The sequence below is a fragment of the Bacillus sp. B19-2 genome, assembly GCF_022832475.1.
Taxonomy (GTDB): Bacteria; Bacillota; Bacilli; order Bacillales; family Bacillaceae; genus Bacillus; species Bacillus paralicheniformis.
In genome coordinates, this window is record NZ_JALHKQ010000001.1 from 1037051 (window position 1) to 1051226 (window position 14176).

At 44.4% G+C, this 14176-nt stretch carries 14 protein-coding genes; 8 read left to right on the plus strand and 6 right to left on the minus strand.

Annotation, left to right across the window (positions count from 1 at the left end; all coding sequences use genetic code 11):
- Positions 1-77: 77 nt before the first annotated feature.
- Positions 78-545: a cyclic nucleotide-binding domain-containing protein gene (locus tag MST20_RS05445; protein WP_075754603.1), complete on the minus strand. Its 468-nt coding sequence runs from the start codon at positions 543-545 to the stop codon at positions 78-80.
- 149 nt (positions 546-694) lie between these two features.
- Between MST20_RS05445 and MST20_RS05450 the strand changes: the two genes are divergently transcribed.
- A complete protein-coding gene (locus tag MST20_RS05450; RefSeq protein ID WP_243940597.1) occupies positions 695-1417 on the plus strand; it encodes a YwiC-like family protein in 723 nt (240 codons plus the stop codon).
- Between the two features lie 45 nt (positions 1418-1462).
- Here the strand turns inward: MST20_RS05450 and MST20_RS05455 are convergent, their stop codons facing one another.
- Together MST20_RS05455 and MST20_RS05460 are read right to left on the minus strand one after the other, a co-directional pair.
- Entirely contained in the window at positions 1463-2176 is a 714-nt protein-coding gene (locus MST20_RS05455) for a Crp/Fnr family transcriptional regulator (protein ID WP_243940599.1), read from the minus strand.
- 146 nt (positions 2177-2322) lie between these two features.
- Positions 2323-3507, minus strand: coding sequence for a nitrate/nitrite transporter (locus MST20_RS05460; protein WP_165427107.1), 1185 nt, complete (start codon positions 3505-3507; stop codon positions 2323-2325).
- 220 nt (positions 3508-3727) lie between these two features.
- On the opposite strand from MST20_RS05460, the gene MST20_RS05465 reads away from it, so the two are divergent.
- The 3 genes from MST20_RS05465 to MST20_RS05475 all read left to right on the plus strand — a co-directional run bounded on the left by MST20_RS05465 (position 3728) and on the right by MST20_RS05475 (position 7189).
- The gene (locus tag MST20_RS05465; RefSeq protein ID WP_020451638.1) at positions 3728-3967 is read left to right on the plus strand and encodes a DUF2164 domain-containing protein; all 240 of its coding nucleotides are present in this window, start codon (positions 3728-3730) and stop codon (positions 3965-3967) included.
- The gene (locus tag MST20_RS05470; RefSeq protein ID WP_243940601.1) at positions 3930-4679 is read left to right on the plus strand and encodes a Crp/Fnr family transcriptional regulator; all 750 of its coding nucleotides are present in this window, start codon (positions 3930-3932) and stop codon (positions 4677-4679) included. Before MST20_RS05465 ends, MST20_RS05470 begins: the two co-directional genes overlap by 38 nt.
- Before the next feature lie 155 nt (positions 4680-4834).
- A complete protein-coding gene (locus MST20_RS05475; protein ID WP_243940603.1) occupies positions 4835-7189 on the plus strand; it encodes a nitric-oxide reductase large subunit in 2355 nt (784 codons plus the stop codon).
- A gap of 44 nt (positions 7190-7233) precedes the next feature.
- Here the strand turns inward: MST20_RS05475 and ric are convergent, their stop codons facing one another.
- Positions 7234-7947 carry an iron-sulfur cluster repair di-iron protein gene (ric, locus tag MST20_RS05480; protein ID WP_243940605.1) on the minus strand — a complete coding sequence of 238 codons (714 nt, stop codon included), beginning with the start codon at positions 7945-7947 and terminating at the stop codon, positions 7234-7236.
- Positions 7948-8112: 165 nt separating this feature from the next.
- Between ric and MST20_RS05485 the strand changes: the two genes are divergently transcribed.
- The 4 genes from MST20_RS05485 (at position 8113) to MST20_RS05500 (ending at position 11347) form a co-directional block, all read left to right on the plus strand.
- Complete coding sequence (locus MST20_RS05485; protein ID WP_243940607.1) at positions 8113-8484, plus strand: DUF1360 domain-containing protein; 372 nt, start codon at positions 8113-8115, stop codon at positions 8482-8484.
- A gap of 426 nt (positions 8485-8910) precedes the next feature.
- Positions 8911-10458, plus strand: a complete 1548-nt coding sequence (locus MST20_RS05490) for a cellulase family glycosylhydrolase (RefSeq protein WP_243941169.1) — start codon at positions 8911-8913, stop codon at positions 10456-10458.
- A gap of 98 nt (positions 10459-10556) precedes the next feature.
- The gene (locus MST20_RS05495; RefSeq protein WP_243940608.1) at positions 10557-10814 is read left to right on the plus strand and encodes a YnfE family protein; all 258 of its coding nucleotides are present in this window, start codon (positions 10557-10559) and stop codon (positions 10812-10814) included.
- 26 nt (positions 10815-10840) lie between these two features.
- The gene (locus MST20_RS05500) at positions 10841-11347 is read left to right on the plus strand and encodes a GNAT family N-acetyltransferase (protein WP_243940610.1); all 507 of its coding nucleotides are present in this window, start codon (positions 10841-10843) and stop codon (positions 11345-11347) included.
- Positions 11348-11809: 462 nt separating this feature from the next.
- Here the strand turns inward: MST20_RS05500 and MST20_RS05505 are convergent, their stop codons facing one another.
- Positions 11810-12946: an alpha/beta hydrolase gene (locus tag MST20_RS05505; RefSeq protein WP_243940612.1), complete on the minus strand. Its 1137-nt coding sequence runs from the start codon at positions 12944-12946 to the stop codon at positions 11810-11812.
- 424 nt (positions 12947-13370) lie between these two features.
- Positions 13371-14150, minus strand: a complete 780-nt coding sequence (locus MST20_RS05510) for a sulfite exporter TauE/SafE family protein (RefSeq protein ID WP_243940614.1) — start codon at positions 14148-14150, stop codon at positions 13371-13373.
- Positions 14151-14176: the final 26 nt, after the last annotated feature.

Genomic DNA, 14176 nt, shown 5'->3' on the forward strand with positions numbered 1-14176 from the left:
CGTAGCGGAAATGAAAAAGAAAAAAAGTTAAGTAGATCACATTTGGAAAAGGAAGAGAAAGAAGGGGGGAGCCCTTCTCACGCGTCGTCTTCTGCGGAGGAGTTGAGGTAACGCAAAAAAAGCTGGTAGGAAAAATACAAATTCTGCTGAAGCAGCATGAGAAAGTTCGTCTGTAATTGGCGGTTATAAGTCATCATTTTTTTGAAAGTATGAAATGGAATTTCAAGTACGGCGGTTTCTGCGGCAGTGTTGACTGAAATAAACGGAGATACGAAAGGTTCCCCTTTTTGATCGATGGGAAAAACATCGCCTTTTTCCCACTCGGCGATCGTTCGGGATTCTTCCGGAAGTCTTCTGTCAGAAAAATGAACTTCCCCTTTTAAAACAAAATAGACGGATTGCGAATGAAGGAACGATCGCGAATGCTCAGATGGCTGGATATCGATCACCTTACCGTTTTTCAGCAGCCTTTTGATGATCGGAAGGGGAACCCCGAAAAACATAGGAAGATTTTTCAGAAACAATAAGTAGTCAAACCGGTCCATGGTATATCCTCCTTCTCTATATTAGCATTTAGTATAAAGCGCCGGGCTGGAGGGCGCAGTGATTTATTTCACACGCCTGTATGCAAAATGTCACTGTGTAAAAAAGACGAAACTTTTATAATGTAATAGAAAAGAAGGGAGGATGCGTGATGAAAGTGTTCATACCGAAGCAGCACGGCGCCTGGGCGATGCTTGTCATCCCGTTTGTTCTCGGCATGTTCGCCGGGGGCGCGGATGTAAAGCATATTCCGCTGTTCTGCGGATGGCTGTTTCTATATCTTGCGGCATTTCCGGCTACGATGATGGTGAAGAAGAAAAATATCGTTTACTATCAAAAATGGGTTCTCATCTACGGCATTCCGGCCGTCGTTTTCCTGCTTATTTCGGTCTGGCTGGAGCCGCGGCTCGTTTTTCTCGGGCTGCCGCTGTTTCCGCTCTTTCTCATCAATCTTTATTATGCGAAAAGAAACAACGACAGGGCGCTTTTAAATGATATTGCGGCAATCCTTGTTTTCAGCGCGGGCGGGCTGGCGAGCTTCTGGATGGGAGCGGGGAAGCTTAATGGTGAGGCATTGTTCGTTTTTATCCAGTCCGCTTTGTTTTTCACAGGGAGCGCCTTTTATGTCAAGTCGATGATCCGCGAAAAGAAAAACAATCGGTTTAAACTTTATTCATGGGGATACCACGTTTTTCTGCCGTTCATCTCGCTGGCCGCGGGGGCAGGCTGGGCGGTGCTTGGTGTAGTGCCGAGCAGTTTCAGAGCGTGGTTTTTACATGGGAGGAAACTGTCGATTAAGACAATCGGAATCTCTGAGCTGGTGAATGCCTGTTTCTTTATGGCCGTGTTAATCGTTTTTCTGCTGCAAACGTAAAAAACAAGGACACTGTGCTTCATGTCCTTGTTTGTTTTCGCTTTTTCAGTCGATATTGCAGATGTCGAGCGGGCAGTTTTCACAGTCGATTTCGCGTTTTAAATAGTTGATCTGATGAATGACGATTTTTCCCGAGTCCTCAATTGAAATGACACCGTTCTTCCGGAGGTCGCTCAGCATGCGGTTGATGCTCTCCCTTGCGGCGGCGCAAAATTTCGCCAGGTCCTGGTTCGTCAGCACAATATTGATGAGAATCCCGTCGCTCCTTGTGATGCCGTAGCTGTTTGCGAGACGGATCAAGGTGGAGTAGAGCGCGCCTTTTTTACCATTCAGCAAAAGGTCGCGGATTTTCGATTGAATCTTTCGCAAATGCGTGCTCATCCATTTCATAAACTCAAACGTCAGTGCACCGTTTTGAATGAGTTCTTTTTCAAGCTTATCTTTATTGATGACCAACACTTCGCCATCAGAGAGGATCTTTGCGCTCAGCATATATTTCGCATCATCTGTAAAAAGCGTAAGCTCCCCGACAATATCATTTTTTTTGCACATTCTGAGAGTCAGTTCTTTGCCATCGGACGTCAATTTGCCGATTTGCACAAGTCCCGACTGAATAAGATACAGTTCCTCCGCATCCATCCCTTCTTGAAAAAGGAATGTGTCCTGCCTGATTTTTCGTCGCGTACTAATCGATTCCAGCAAGTGATGCAGATCGTCTGAGAGCAAATCTGTGTCTGATTTTCTAACAGAAATGTTCATTGAGCGTCACCCCTTTTGCAGTTCTTATTTTAACGTTAAATAAGGCTGAGTGACCTTTTAAATATAAACAATATTGTGAACTTATGAATAAAGTCCCAAAAAAGAGCCTGAGCACATCGGCTCAAGGCTCCTTTTGCAGGAAAGGTTCATAATTGGTTCGTCTTCGTTTTGGACGATGTTTTGTTCACTTCCTGAAAATACATCCAGGCCACGATCACAAAGCTGGCAAGGGCCGCTTCTGACAGCGCCATGAATCCGATCGCATAATGGCCGGTTGCCTGAAAAACGCTTGACAGGATGAGTGGCGGGAAGAATCCTCCTAAGCCGCCCATCGCTGATACAATCCCATTGACGATGCCGGCCTGATTTGAAAAATAAAGCGGCACGAGCTTAAAGATGATCCCGTTTCCAAGACCGGCACACACGGCAACGGTCAATACCCCAAATCCGTAAAGTCCGAGGCTGGGCGAAAAGGCCAATAAAATCCCTGACAAGGTACAGCCGGCAAATACATACATCAACAGCTTCAGCGGGTTGAATTTGTCCGCGAGCCAGCCGCCGACAGGCCTCAGAAAAGTGGCGACAGCGATAAATCCGGCGGTTCTAAGCCCTGAATCGACGGGATCAAGCCCGAAGTGATTAACAAGAAAGTTCGGAAGATAAATCGTAAACGCGACGAAAGATCCGAATGTAATGAAGTAAAACAAGCTTAAAAACCACAATGTCTGATTTCGGTAGACTGCCTTCATTTGCTCTGTTACAGAAACCGTAACTTTTGTTTCTTTTCGATCTCCAAGGATAAAGTTCAATAAAGCGAATACGGCGACTAACACGATGTACATCCGCACCGTATTTTCCCACCCGGCTGTCTTTGCCACAACAGGAGCGGCAAACGTGGTAATCGCTGTACCGACGTTCCCGGCGCCGTAGATTCCATTGACAAACCCGTGTTTTTCTTTAGGGTAGTATTTCGGCAGTGATGTGACCCCGATGGAAAAGACCGCTCCGCCGATGCCGAGGAAGAATCCGCCAAGGATCAAGTCGAACAGCGAATCGGCTGTGCTGATCCAAAAAATCGGGAACAGAAGCAGCAAAAAGCTGATCATGAACGTGATTCTCGCACCGAATCTGTTCGTGTAGTATCCCAGCGGAATCCTCAGAAGCGAGCCGAGTATGACCGGAATGGCCGTGACAAGGGATATCTCGCTGTCTGTCAGGGCGATGTCCTGCTTAATGTGGGGCATTAAAGAGGAAATCAACACCCAAACCATAAATCCTGCGACTAAACTAAATGACTGCAGCGGTAATTGTATTTTTTGACGATTTACCATTGCGTTTTTTGCTCCTTTCAAAGGGGAAAATGAATAAATCAATCAGCATGTTTATCTTACAAAAAGTATTTTTAAAACATTGTGAATTACGTCACACGGTCAGTCGCTTGATTTGTGTTTAATATCGGTAAGTGACGGATAGTAAACGGATGTAAAAAATAAATCGTTCATTTGCGGACTTTTTCGTTTATCATGAAAATAAAAAAGGAGTGCCGCTTTTATGTTTATCAAGCTGACGCAAGAAGAAAAACAAGCGATCATCGAGGAAATCAAACGCTTTTATGTTGAAGAAAGGGGAGAAGAGGTAGGAGACATCGCGGCGATTCAAATGTTTGAATTCGTAAAGGAAAAGCTGGGCCCTTACTTTTATAATCAGGCGCTGAAGGACAGCCGCAGAGTCGTGGAAGAGAAGGCAGCGGCGATTGAAGAAGAGCTCTTTGCGCTGGAGCGCCGTCTGTGAAAACGCGCTCTCCTTTAGCAAAACCGAAGGGATTGAAAGACCAATGGAGTTTCTGAAGCAATTTATGATTTTCAGCGGGCTGAATGATCAAGAGTTCAAACAAATCGAGCAAATCGCGGTCAAGCGCACCTATCAGCCGAGAATGTTTGTTTTTATGGAAGGGGAAGAGAGGGAAGCGGTATTCTTCATTAAATCCGGTCTTGTTAAAGCCTTTAAAATCGATGAAGACGGCAATGAGCAAGTGATTTCAATACTGCAAAGCGGGGACATGTTTCCCCATGTCGGCTTTTTTGACCGCTCCCCATACCCGGCAACAGCCGAAGCCGTTCAGGAAACCGAATTGATCGTAATCCGCATCGCCGATTTTAATGAACTTTTGATGAAATATCCGGAAATGACGATAAAAGTGATGCAAATCATGGGGAAAAAGATTCTCGATTTGCAAGAGCGGATCCAGGGTTTTATCTCAAAAGATGTCCAGCACCGCTTGACACATGTATTAATGAAGCTCGCAGCAGAACACGGCATTCCTCAAGAAAAAGGGGTCTACATCAGCCTGCCCATTACCAATCAGGATTTTGCGAACATGGTCGGAACGTCAAGGGAAACGATTAACCGCACGTTAAATGAAATGAAAAAGAAAAATCTGCTGACAGCTGACAGGAGCGGAATTTTCATACATGATACAGACTGGCTGAACGGCTGCAATTGAAGGAAAAGATGAAGGCTTTCCATTGAATCAACAGATGGAAAGCCTGTTTTTATTTGTTCACAAATCCGCCATTATTTAAGTGATCTGGTTCACAACCGGTGTGCTGCATATCCAGTATCTTAGGACATGCAAAATCAAAAAAGGAGTGAACCGCAATGGAAGTTCAAAGAAAGACAGTGCCCGTTAAAAAAGCATCGAAAAACGGTTTTTTGAAATCTGTTCTCGTCTTTACTTTAATCGTAAGTTTTTCGGTGCTGCTTTTAGGAGGCTATTGGATCTTCAAAGGACTTGCACCAAGACCTGTTGAAGTGTCCGGGCCAAACGGAGAGGTGCTCATGACCAAATCGTCCATTTCAGGCGGTCAGGCCGTATTTCAAAAATACGCGCTGATGGACTATGGCACGATTTTGGGGCACGGATCTTACATGGGGCCTGATTACACGGCCGAAGCCCTGAAAATCTATACGGAAGGGATGCAGGATTTTAAGGCGGAAGGAAAATACGGCAAGCGCTTTAAACAACTTTCAGATGAACAGCAGTCCACCATCCGGAATCAAGTCATCCGTGAAATGAGAAAAAACCGTTATAATCGCGCGTCAGATACATTGAAGCTGACAGATGCGCAGGTTTATGGATTGCAGCAAGTGCGTGATCATTACCGCAATGTCTTTACAAAAGGAGACGGCTGGGGGCTTGAGCCCGGTTTAATTAAAGAAAGCCACATGCCTAAACGCGACAGAGCGTGGGTTGACAGCGAAGACCAAATCACGCAGATCTCCGATTTTATCTTCTGGACCGCATGGCTTTCCAGTACATTAAGGCCTGGCGACGACATTACGTACACGAACAACTGGCCGTATGATGAAGATGCCGGAAACACGATGTCATTTGCCGCCGTTTGGTGGAGCGGCGCAAGCGTCACCATCCTTATTTTATTTGTCGGCATTATTTTATTCGTGTTTTACCGTTACAAGCTTGGAATGAAAGAGGCTTACCAGGAAGGGGCGTTTCCGGTATTTGATTTGGATAAACAGCCGCTTACGGCGTCACAGGTTAAAACCGGAAAATATTTCGCCGTTGTGTCGCTGCTGTTTTTTATCCAAGCGATGTTCGGAGCTTTGCTTGCCCACTATTATATTGAGCCGGACAGCTTTTTTGGGATCGATTGGATCAGGGAGCTGTTGCCCTTCAGCATATCTAAGGGATTTCACCTCCAGCTGGCGATCTTCTGGATTGCAACTTCATGGCTCGGCATGGGCATTTATGCAGCGCCGCTTGTCGGAGGACGCGAGCCGAAAAGGCAGGGGCTGCTTGTCGACATTCTGTTTTGGGCGCTGATCGTCCTTGTCGGCGGAAGCATGGCCGGCGAATGGCTTGGAGCAAAAGGCCTTTTAGGCAACAACTGGTTCTTATTCGGCCACCAAGGAATGGAATATATTGAACTCGGCCGCTTCTGGCAGGTCATTCTCGCGCTCGGCATGCTGATATGGCTGTTTATCGTCTTCAGAGGCATTAAGAGCGGTCTCAAGCGGGAGTCTGATAAAGGCGGTTTGATTCATCTGCTGTTTTATTCTTCGATCGCCATTCCGCTGTTTTACGGTGCGGCCTTTTTCTTTAATCCCGGCACAAATATTACAATGTCGGATTTTTGGCGGTGGTGGATTATCCATCTTTGGGTGGAAGGGATTTTTGAAGTCTTTGCCGTCGTGGTCATCGGCTTTTTGCTCGTGCAAATGAACCTGGTCACGAAAAAATCGACCGTCAGAACGCTCTATTTTCAATTGACGATCCTGCTGGGGAGCGGTGTCATCGGAATTGGACACCATTACTATTACAACGGGTCTTCCGAAGTTTGGATCGGCCTCGGCTCCGTCTTCTCATGTCTGGAAGTCATCCCGCTTACCCTGCTTGTATTGGAAGCTTATGAACAATACAAGATGATGAAAGACGGCGGACATCACTTCCCGTATAAAGCAACGTTCTGGTTCTTGATTTCAACGGCGATCTGGAATCTGGTCGGTGCAGGGGTATTGGGCTTTTTAATCAATCTGCCTGCCGTCAGCTATTTTGAGCACGGCCAGTTCCTGACACCTGCCCACGGGCACGGGGCGATGATGGGCGTGTACGGCATGTTTGCCATTGCCGTCTGGCTGTATACGCTGCGCAATATCGCCAAAAAAGAAGCGTGGAATGATAAATGGCTGAAAATAGCCTGCTGGTCGCTGAACATCGGCCTGTTCGGAATGGTGTTTATCAATTTGCTGCCGGTCGGTTTTCTTCAATTGAAAAAAGCGTTTGAAGGCGGGTACTGGAGCTCAAGGGCGCCAGAGTTTTTACAGCAGGATACGGTGCAAACGCTGCTGACTTGGAGGGCCGTGCCGGATACGATTTTTTTAGCCGGAATCGTGATTTTGGTCATTTTCAGCATCAGAGCATTATTCCATCTCCGCAAACCGACGCATCAGGAAGGAGAAGCGCTGCCTGTTAAAGACATTGCTTCAGATGAATAGATAAACAAAAAGACAGAGGAAGTAAAATCCTCTGTCTTTTTATTTTATTGATTGGCTTCCGCTTCAAGCCGCGGGAACAAAATATTGTTTTCCAGGTGAATGTGCTGAAAAAGATCCGTTTCCAATTCATCAAGCTTTAAGTAAGTCAATGTATATGTTGTGCATGCCCCTTCAGGAAGGGTATAGTCATTTGTCACTTTTCTCAGTTCCTTCAAGATGCTGCCTGCGGCTTCATGCTCTTGTTCAAGGACGTCGATCGCCTGAACCGCTTCTGCAAGGCTGTCCATTGATCGCGTCTCTTCATATGCCCTCACTTTCGGGAAAATGAGTTCCTCTTCCTGGAAGAGGTGATGTTCCAGTTCAGTTTTCAGCTGATGGAACAATTGATGGACCTGGGCGAGTTCCGGATGATGGATGCCGTGAACCCGGTAGACTTTTGTGACAAAGCCTGACAGTTCAGGAAGCACCTCATACAGGTAAGCATGGTGCGTATGAATCACATGGTCGATCAGCTGTGAATACGGGGCTTCACTCCAGTTCGTCTCTTTTGCGTTCAATGCCTTTGTCTCTTGATATAATGTATTGATTCTCGCTAAGATTTCTTCTTCATTTAAATCCTGTTCTTTTATCGCTTCACCGAGCGGGCGGTTGCCCCCGCAGCAAAAGTCGATGCGATATTCTTTCAGCAGCCGGCTGGCTCTTGGAAAACGCGTAACAATATCACCTGTTTTTGTGTTTTGATCAAATACTGCTTCCATTTGTAAAACCTCCTGAAGTGTTTTTTATGCTATGGGTTAAATGTAACGGGTTCACCGATGGAAAATCGTGATCTACATCACATTCTGAAAAAATGACAGAAAAAGCAATAACTCAGAAGAAATCGGGAAATAGCTATAGATAACTTTTCATGTTGGAGGCCCGCAATGGAGCATTTATCCTGGCTTACATTTACGATGCTGATTCTCGCCAGTTACCGGTTAACTCATTTGATTGTTTTTGACAAGATCACGGAGTTTATCCGGAAACCGTTCATGAAGAAAAAGCAGACGGTTGATGAACAAGGGCATGTAGAAACGAAAAAAGTGCCGAAATCAAACTTCGGCTATTTGCTGAATTGCTATTGGTGCGCAGGGATATGGTGCGCTTTGATCATTGCTGTCGGGTATATGATTGTCCCAAAAACGATATTCCCGTTAATTTTAATTTTATCGGTCGCAGGGGGGCAGGCGATTCTTGAAACGTTTGTCGGTGTCGCAACAAAACTTGTCAGCTTTTTCTCCGATTTAAAGAAATAAACCATTCCAAGCGAATGGTTTTATTTTTTTGTCAATAAAGTGACAAAAACAGCAGAAAGAACGTGTCGGTTTTATGAACTTTTTACAGCGGTTTTTTCCCGGCTGCCGCATTTTAGGCAGAGGGGAGACGTTATTTTGAAGTGAATCAGGTTTTTAAAATTTCGAATTGAAAGAAAAAGGATGCGCAAAGTCCCCGGCTATACCTTCTTTAGCTTTTCATTATTAGCATTCAGGCCTTCCATTTCATACGAAAAGAGGAAATAGATAGATTTTCAAAACGGAAAAAAACGAGAAATATGGTTGATAGACAATCAATCAATAGTTTTTTTACAATCAGTTCGTGCTACAAGCCAAGAAAGGGGTGAAAATGTCTGCCAGAAAGTATTTTTGGAAAATAACATCATTGGAGGAAAAAGAATGTCATATATGAAACGTTCCATTTCTGTCTTCATCGCCTGCTTCATGGTAGCGGCACTCGGCATCAGCGGTATCATCGCACCTAAAGCGTCTGCCGCTTCGCAAACACCCGTTGCTGTAAACGGACAGCTTACCTTGAAAGGTACGCAGCTCGTCAATCAAAACGGAAAAGCGGTTCAGTTGAAAGGAATCAGCTCCCACGGGCTGCAGTGGTATGGCGATTATGTCAACAAAGACTCGTTAAAATGGCTGAGAGACGACTGGGGCATTAATGTCTTCCGCGCGGCTATGTATACGGGTGAAGGCGGCTATATTGACAATCCGTCGGTTAAAAACAAAGTGAAGGAAGCCGTCGAAGCGGCGAAAGATCTCGGAATCTATGTGATCATCGACTGGCACATACTGAGCGACGGCAATCCAAACCAAAACAAAGCGAAAGCAAAAGAGTTTTTCAACGAAATGTCGAGGCTTTACGGCAAGACGCCAAACGTCATTTTTGAAATTGCCAACGAGCCGAACGGCGATGTCAACTGGAACCGTGACATTAAACCTTACGCTGAAGACATTCTGTCCGTGATCCGCAAAAATTCCCCGAACAATATTGTGATTGTCGGAACAGGCACTTGGAGCCAGGATGTCAACGATGCGGCGGACAATCAGCTGAAAGACGGCAATGTCATGTACGCGCTCCATTTTTATGCGGGTACGCACGGTCAGTCTTTGCGAGATAAAGCCGACTATGCACTCAGCAAAGGAGCGCCGATTTTCGTCACAGAATGGGGAACGAGCGATGCTTCCGGAAACGGCGGGGTCTACCTCGACCAATCCAGGGAGTGGCTGAAATATTTAGACAGCAAAAAAATCAGCTGGGTAAACTGGAGCTTGTCCGACAAACAAGAATCGTCAGCAGCTTTAAACCCCGGCGCCTCTAAAAAGGGAGGATGGTCGCAATCCGACTTGTCCCCATCAGGTAAATTCGTCAGAGAAAACATCCGCAGCGGATCAAACGGTTCGTCAGGAGACTCTGGATCGGATTCGAAAGGCTCTGATCAAAAAGACCAAAAAAAGGATCAAGATAAGCCAGGTCAAGACAGCGGCGCTGCAGCCAACACGATAGCAGTACAATACAGAGCGGGGGACAACAATGTAAACGGCAACCAAATCCGCCCTCAGCTCAACATTAAAAACAACAGCAAAAAATCCGTGTCTTTAAATCGAATCACTGTCCGCTACTGGTATAAAACGAATCACAAAGGACAAAATTTTGACTGCGACTATGCCCAAATCGGCTGCAGCAAAATCACCCACAAATTCGTCCAATTAAAAAAAGCGGTAAACGGAGCAGACACGTATCTTGAAGTAGGATTTAAAAACGGCACATTAGCGCCGGGTGCAAGTACAGGCGAAATCCAGATCCGTCTTCACAATGACGACTGGAGCAATTATGCCCAAAGCAGCGACTATTCATTTTCTTCAGGTTCAAACACGTTTAAAAATACGAAAAAAATCACGTTGTATGAGAACGGAAAGCTGATTTGGGGTACTGAACCTAAATAACGGCACTTTGACGGACACCAGATTTGGTGTCCGTTTTCATATATATTATAATGGAAGGAATGAGGAATATTTTTGTAAACATGAAAGGAGATGGATGTATGAATGAAACATTGCAGCAATACATGGTGCTTGTCAAGGAACACTACGACACGATCAATGGACCGGATTACGCAGGCAAAGAGGAAGACATTGAAAAGCGAAAAGAACAAATCGAGCTTTACGCCAAAACGCTCCAGCAAGGCTTTTCAACAGATGACGACTATGATGAATTCGCAGATGCCGTGATTAAATGCGCATACGGAGATCTGACACTGGAAGAATTAGAAACGGTTTATCGGGAATTAACATCTCCATAATCAATAAAATAAGGGGGAGAAGAACCATGAAAGACACGATCATGAAGACAGACCGGCTGATTTTGCGAAAAATGAAGCGTGATGACGCCGAAAACCTGCTCGAAATCTTTTCTGACCCGACAGCCATGGAATATTATCCATCGACAAAGAATGAAAAACAGACATTGCAATGGATCGACAGGACGCTTGAAAACTATGAAAAACACGGAACCGGCCTGTGGGTTGCCGAACATAAACAAACAGGCGAATTTCTCGGCCAATGCGGCATCGTGCCACAGGAAGTCGAAGGATCGGACGAAATGGAAATCGGCTATTTGTTTAAACGGAGCGTCTGGAAAAACGGCTATGCAACCGAAGCAGCATCAGCATGCAAACAATATGGATTTGAGTCATTTCAACTGAAAAAAATCGTATCTTTACCTGATGCGAAAAATCTGCCGTCCAGAAAAGTAGCCGAACGCACCGGCATGACTTTAGAAAAAACGATACATAAATGGGGAAAAGAAATTGCTGTATATTCAGTGTATCGCTAAATTTTTTATTCTGTCTCACTAACTTGAGTATACTTTGAGATTGAGACAGAATTTCTTTGTAACACTTAACTTCCGAGAATATATATTATGTAAACTAAAATTAGATTTGAAAAAGAGAGGCAATAAGTTAAGCACTTCCCTTGTTCCGATATTCATCCGGTTATTTTTAAGGTTCTTTCTTTTGTTAATACATAGTCCAATTAATAAATCGAGCTATACGCTTCTTATTCGGTATGAGAAGTTTGTTTTCAAGCGCAGCTTCTTTTTCTTGGTTCAGTCTGTTGATAGGTTTGTAATCTCAATGTCTGTTCTAGAATCCAGCCAATTTCTAATATCTTCAAGTGTGTTTTTCACGGTGAAAACACCGCTTATCATCTCAAATAGAAAACAATGCCTGAAATAAACCGCGTAATAGGTTTATCGGCTCTGTGTCTGTACGGCTGGCTCTTTGACATGCGTATGTCACTTGTTGCTGGTCTTCTTGATCAAGTCGACGCCATTGTATGCCAGACTTTCCACACTTGCAGCCTTCTGCAGTATGTAATGATCAAAAAAGTTCTTCGCATAGTCTGTAATAAGACTTCGCATCTCCATAGCATCCCGTTCGCCTCTGAGTTCCTCATTAACATTGGTAAACACGATATCACAGTAATCTAAATGTGCAACACGATCAACAGAGAAATAATAGGTTTCCTTGCTATTGTTAGCGCCAATGATCGCATTCATGTTAAAGTTAGGTTCACAAAACAGCAGCAAAAAGGGTTTCTTAAGGTCACTGTCGAGAAGGCCGAACGCACCGCTATCCAAGCCAATCCCGCAGGCGAACCGGTCGTCGTCCCGGCAAACAATCGCCGTCGTAGGCCCTCCATAAGAATGTCCGACTATGCCCATGCCGATGTCAAGCAACAATCTGTCTTTAAAGATGGAATTCAGCTCGCCGGAGTCCAGTTTGCAAAGATAATCGGCTACATATCTTACATCTTCCGCCTGTAATTCACAATACTTTGTTAACTTGCTAATTATCGGCAGTGAATGCACGTTACGGCACATTTCAATGGCTGTTTTATCGTCTGGCCTCATCTCCATCTTACCAGACAATTCCCGCATCTCCGGATCTTCAGAAAATGTCAAAATGACATCCGAAAAATCCTTTGATATATTAAACAGACGCCCATCTTTACGCTTATACATCGTGCTATTCTGATGGCCGATGCTTACCACAACATATCCCATGCTTGCCAAGTCTGTACAGATCACTGTACCCCATTCTGGAGAACCACCCCCGCCGCAAACATAGAATAACACCGGATAGCGCTTTTCTGTCCCGGAGAGAGCAAGGTCGTCGTAACATTGGGTCTTGATATCTATAGAGTAAGCATCCTTCAACGCAGTGAGAAGTGGCTGCTCATCAAGCATTTCGTAGACCTCAGGAAACATGTACGTTGATGCAGTCTTGCCTTCGCTACTGTCCGACGGATAGTACACAAACGCCGTCAGTTCTCTTTTTGAGTGATCTGATGCCGTGTACTCAAAATCGATCTGGGTTCGACCGACAGTATAGCCGCCAATTGGTTCTGGAAATGCGTCATAAGTTTTCATTTTCTTGTTCCCCCTTAATGAATAAAAATGACGCATGTGAAATACATACATTGCGCTATAAGCGCTTTTCAAAACTGTGAAACGATTACATCCTATCTTCAGTGAATCATAGCTACTCCTTGGCTTTCTTGAGATCGCCAACAATTTCAGAATATTTATGGTACTTGCTAATCTTATGTTGCAGCTTAGAGTCCTTCATATCGAATTCATGACTAAATGAAACTGCATTGACTCAAACATAGAAGAAATCAGGTCTTCGTCAATATCAGGTCGGAGATATCCATCAACCCTCAGGAATGACTTGCCCTTTAGAACACTCAGGTGGATCCTTTAAATTACAGGTTCCTTATTTGACTAGTGTTTATGATGCATACAATAGATCAACATTTACCTTCTTGTACACTCCCCTCTCGTCATTTATGCACTATAACATGATATACTTTTGCACATAATCCCAGATGCTTTTTCCGATCAATACAACAGTGATTCCAACGAATAATACCTTAACGTACGCAGCGCCATTTTTTATAGCTACTCTCGTACCCACAAGGGCGCCGAATATCATCGCAATTCCCATCGGAATTCCATATTGGAAGTTAACAGAACTGAATGACATAAATGTTATAAGTGCTGCAATGTTGCTTCCTAAATTTAATACTTTAGCGTTCCCCGCTGACTCTACAAAATTAAAGCCTAAAAGCAAAAATGAAAAAATGAGGAAAGATCCTGTTCCCGCTCCTAAAAATCCATCATAAAACCCCAGCAATAATGCGGCTAATGCAATAAAATAAGCCGTTTTTTTCGTCAATTCTTTAAAGTTGGACTCCATTCCCCAGCCTTTTTTAAAAAGCGTATAAATTGTTACAAGAATGAGCAAGATCAGAATAATGGGTTTTAAAAATTCGGACGGGATTAACTGAACCACATATACACCTGCTCCAGCTCCGATAATTGACAAAGGCAGCAATTTAATGACAAGTTTTTTGTTAATTTTCCCCGAGTGAAGAAAGTTTATCGTACTTGTTAAAGCACCCATCGTAGCTGCCAACTTGTTTGTTCCTAATGCGACAGACGGCGGAAGTCCGGCAAATAACAAAGCCGGAATAGAGATAAGTCCTCCACCGCCTACAACAGAATCGATAAAAGCTGCGGCGAATCCAGCCGCGACTAAGAATATTAATATTTCTATGCTGATTTCACTCATATTGTATTTTCCTCCATCAACTTAAC

Coding starts and splice junctions, on each gene's coding strand:
- MST20_RS05445 (WP_075754603.1), bottom strand. CDS start 545: ATGGACCGGTTTGACTACTTATTGTTTCTGAAAAATCTTCCTATGTTT.
- MST20_RS05450 (WP_243940597.1), top strand. CDS start 695: ATGAAAGTGTTCATACCGAAGCAGCACGGCGCCTGGGCGATGCTTGTC.
- MST20_RS05455 (WP_243940599.1), bottom strand. CDS start 2,176: ATGAACATTTCTGTTAGAAAATCAGACACAGATTTGCTCTCAGACGAT.
- MST20_RS05460 (WP_165427107.1), bottom strand. CDS start 3,507: ATGGTAAATCGTCAAAAAATACAATTACCGCTGCAGTCATTTAGTTTA.
- MST20_RS05465 (WP_020451638.1), top strand. CDS start 3,728: ATGTTTATCAAGCTGACGCAAGAAGAAAAACAAGCGATCATCGAGGAA.
- MST20_RS05475 (WP_243940603.1), top strand. CDS start 4,835: ATGGAAGTTCAAAGAAAGACAGTGCCCGTTAAAAAAGCATCGAAAAAC.
- ric (WP_243940605.1), bottom strand. CDS start 7,947: ATGGAAGCAGTATTTGATCAAAACACAAAAACAGGTGATATTGTTACG.
- MST20_RS05485 (WP_243940607.1), top strand. CDS start 8,113: ATGGAGCATTTATCCTGGCTTACATTTACGATGCTGATTCTCGCCAGT.
- MST20_RS05490 (WP_243941169.1), top strand. CDS start 8,911: ATGAAACGTTCCATTTCTGTCTTCATCGCCTGCTTCATGGTAGCGGCA.
- MST20_RS05495 (WP_243940608.1), top strand. CDS start 10,557: ATGAATGAAACATTGCAGCAATACATGGTGCTTGTCAAGGAACACTAC.
- MST20_RS05500 (WP_243940610.1), top strand. CDS start 10,841: ATGAAAGACACGATCATGAAGACAGACCGGCTGATTTTGCGAAAAATG.
- MST20_RS05505 (WP_243940612.1), bottom strand. CDS start 12,946: ATGAAAACTTATGACGCATTTCCAGAACCAATTGGCGGCTATACTGTC.
- MST20_RS05510 (WP_243940614.1), bottom strand. CDS start 14,150: ATGAGTGAAATCAGCATAGAAATATTAATATTCTTAGTCGCGGCTGGA.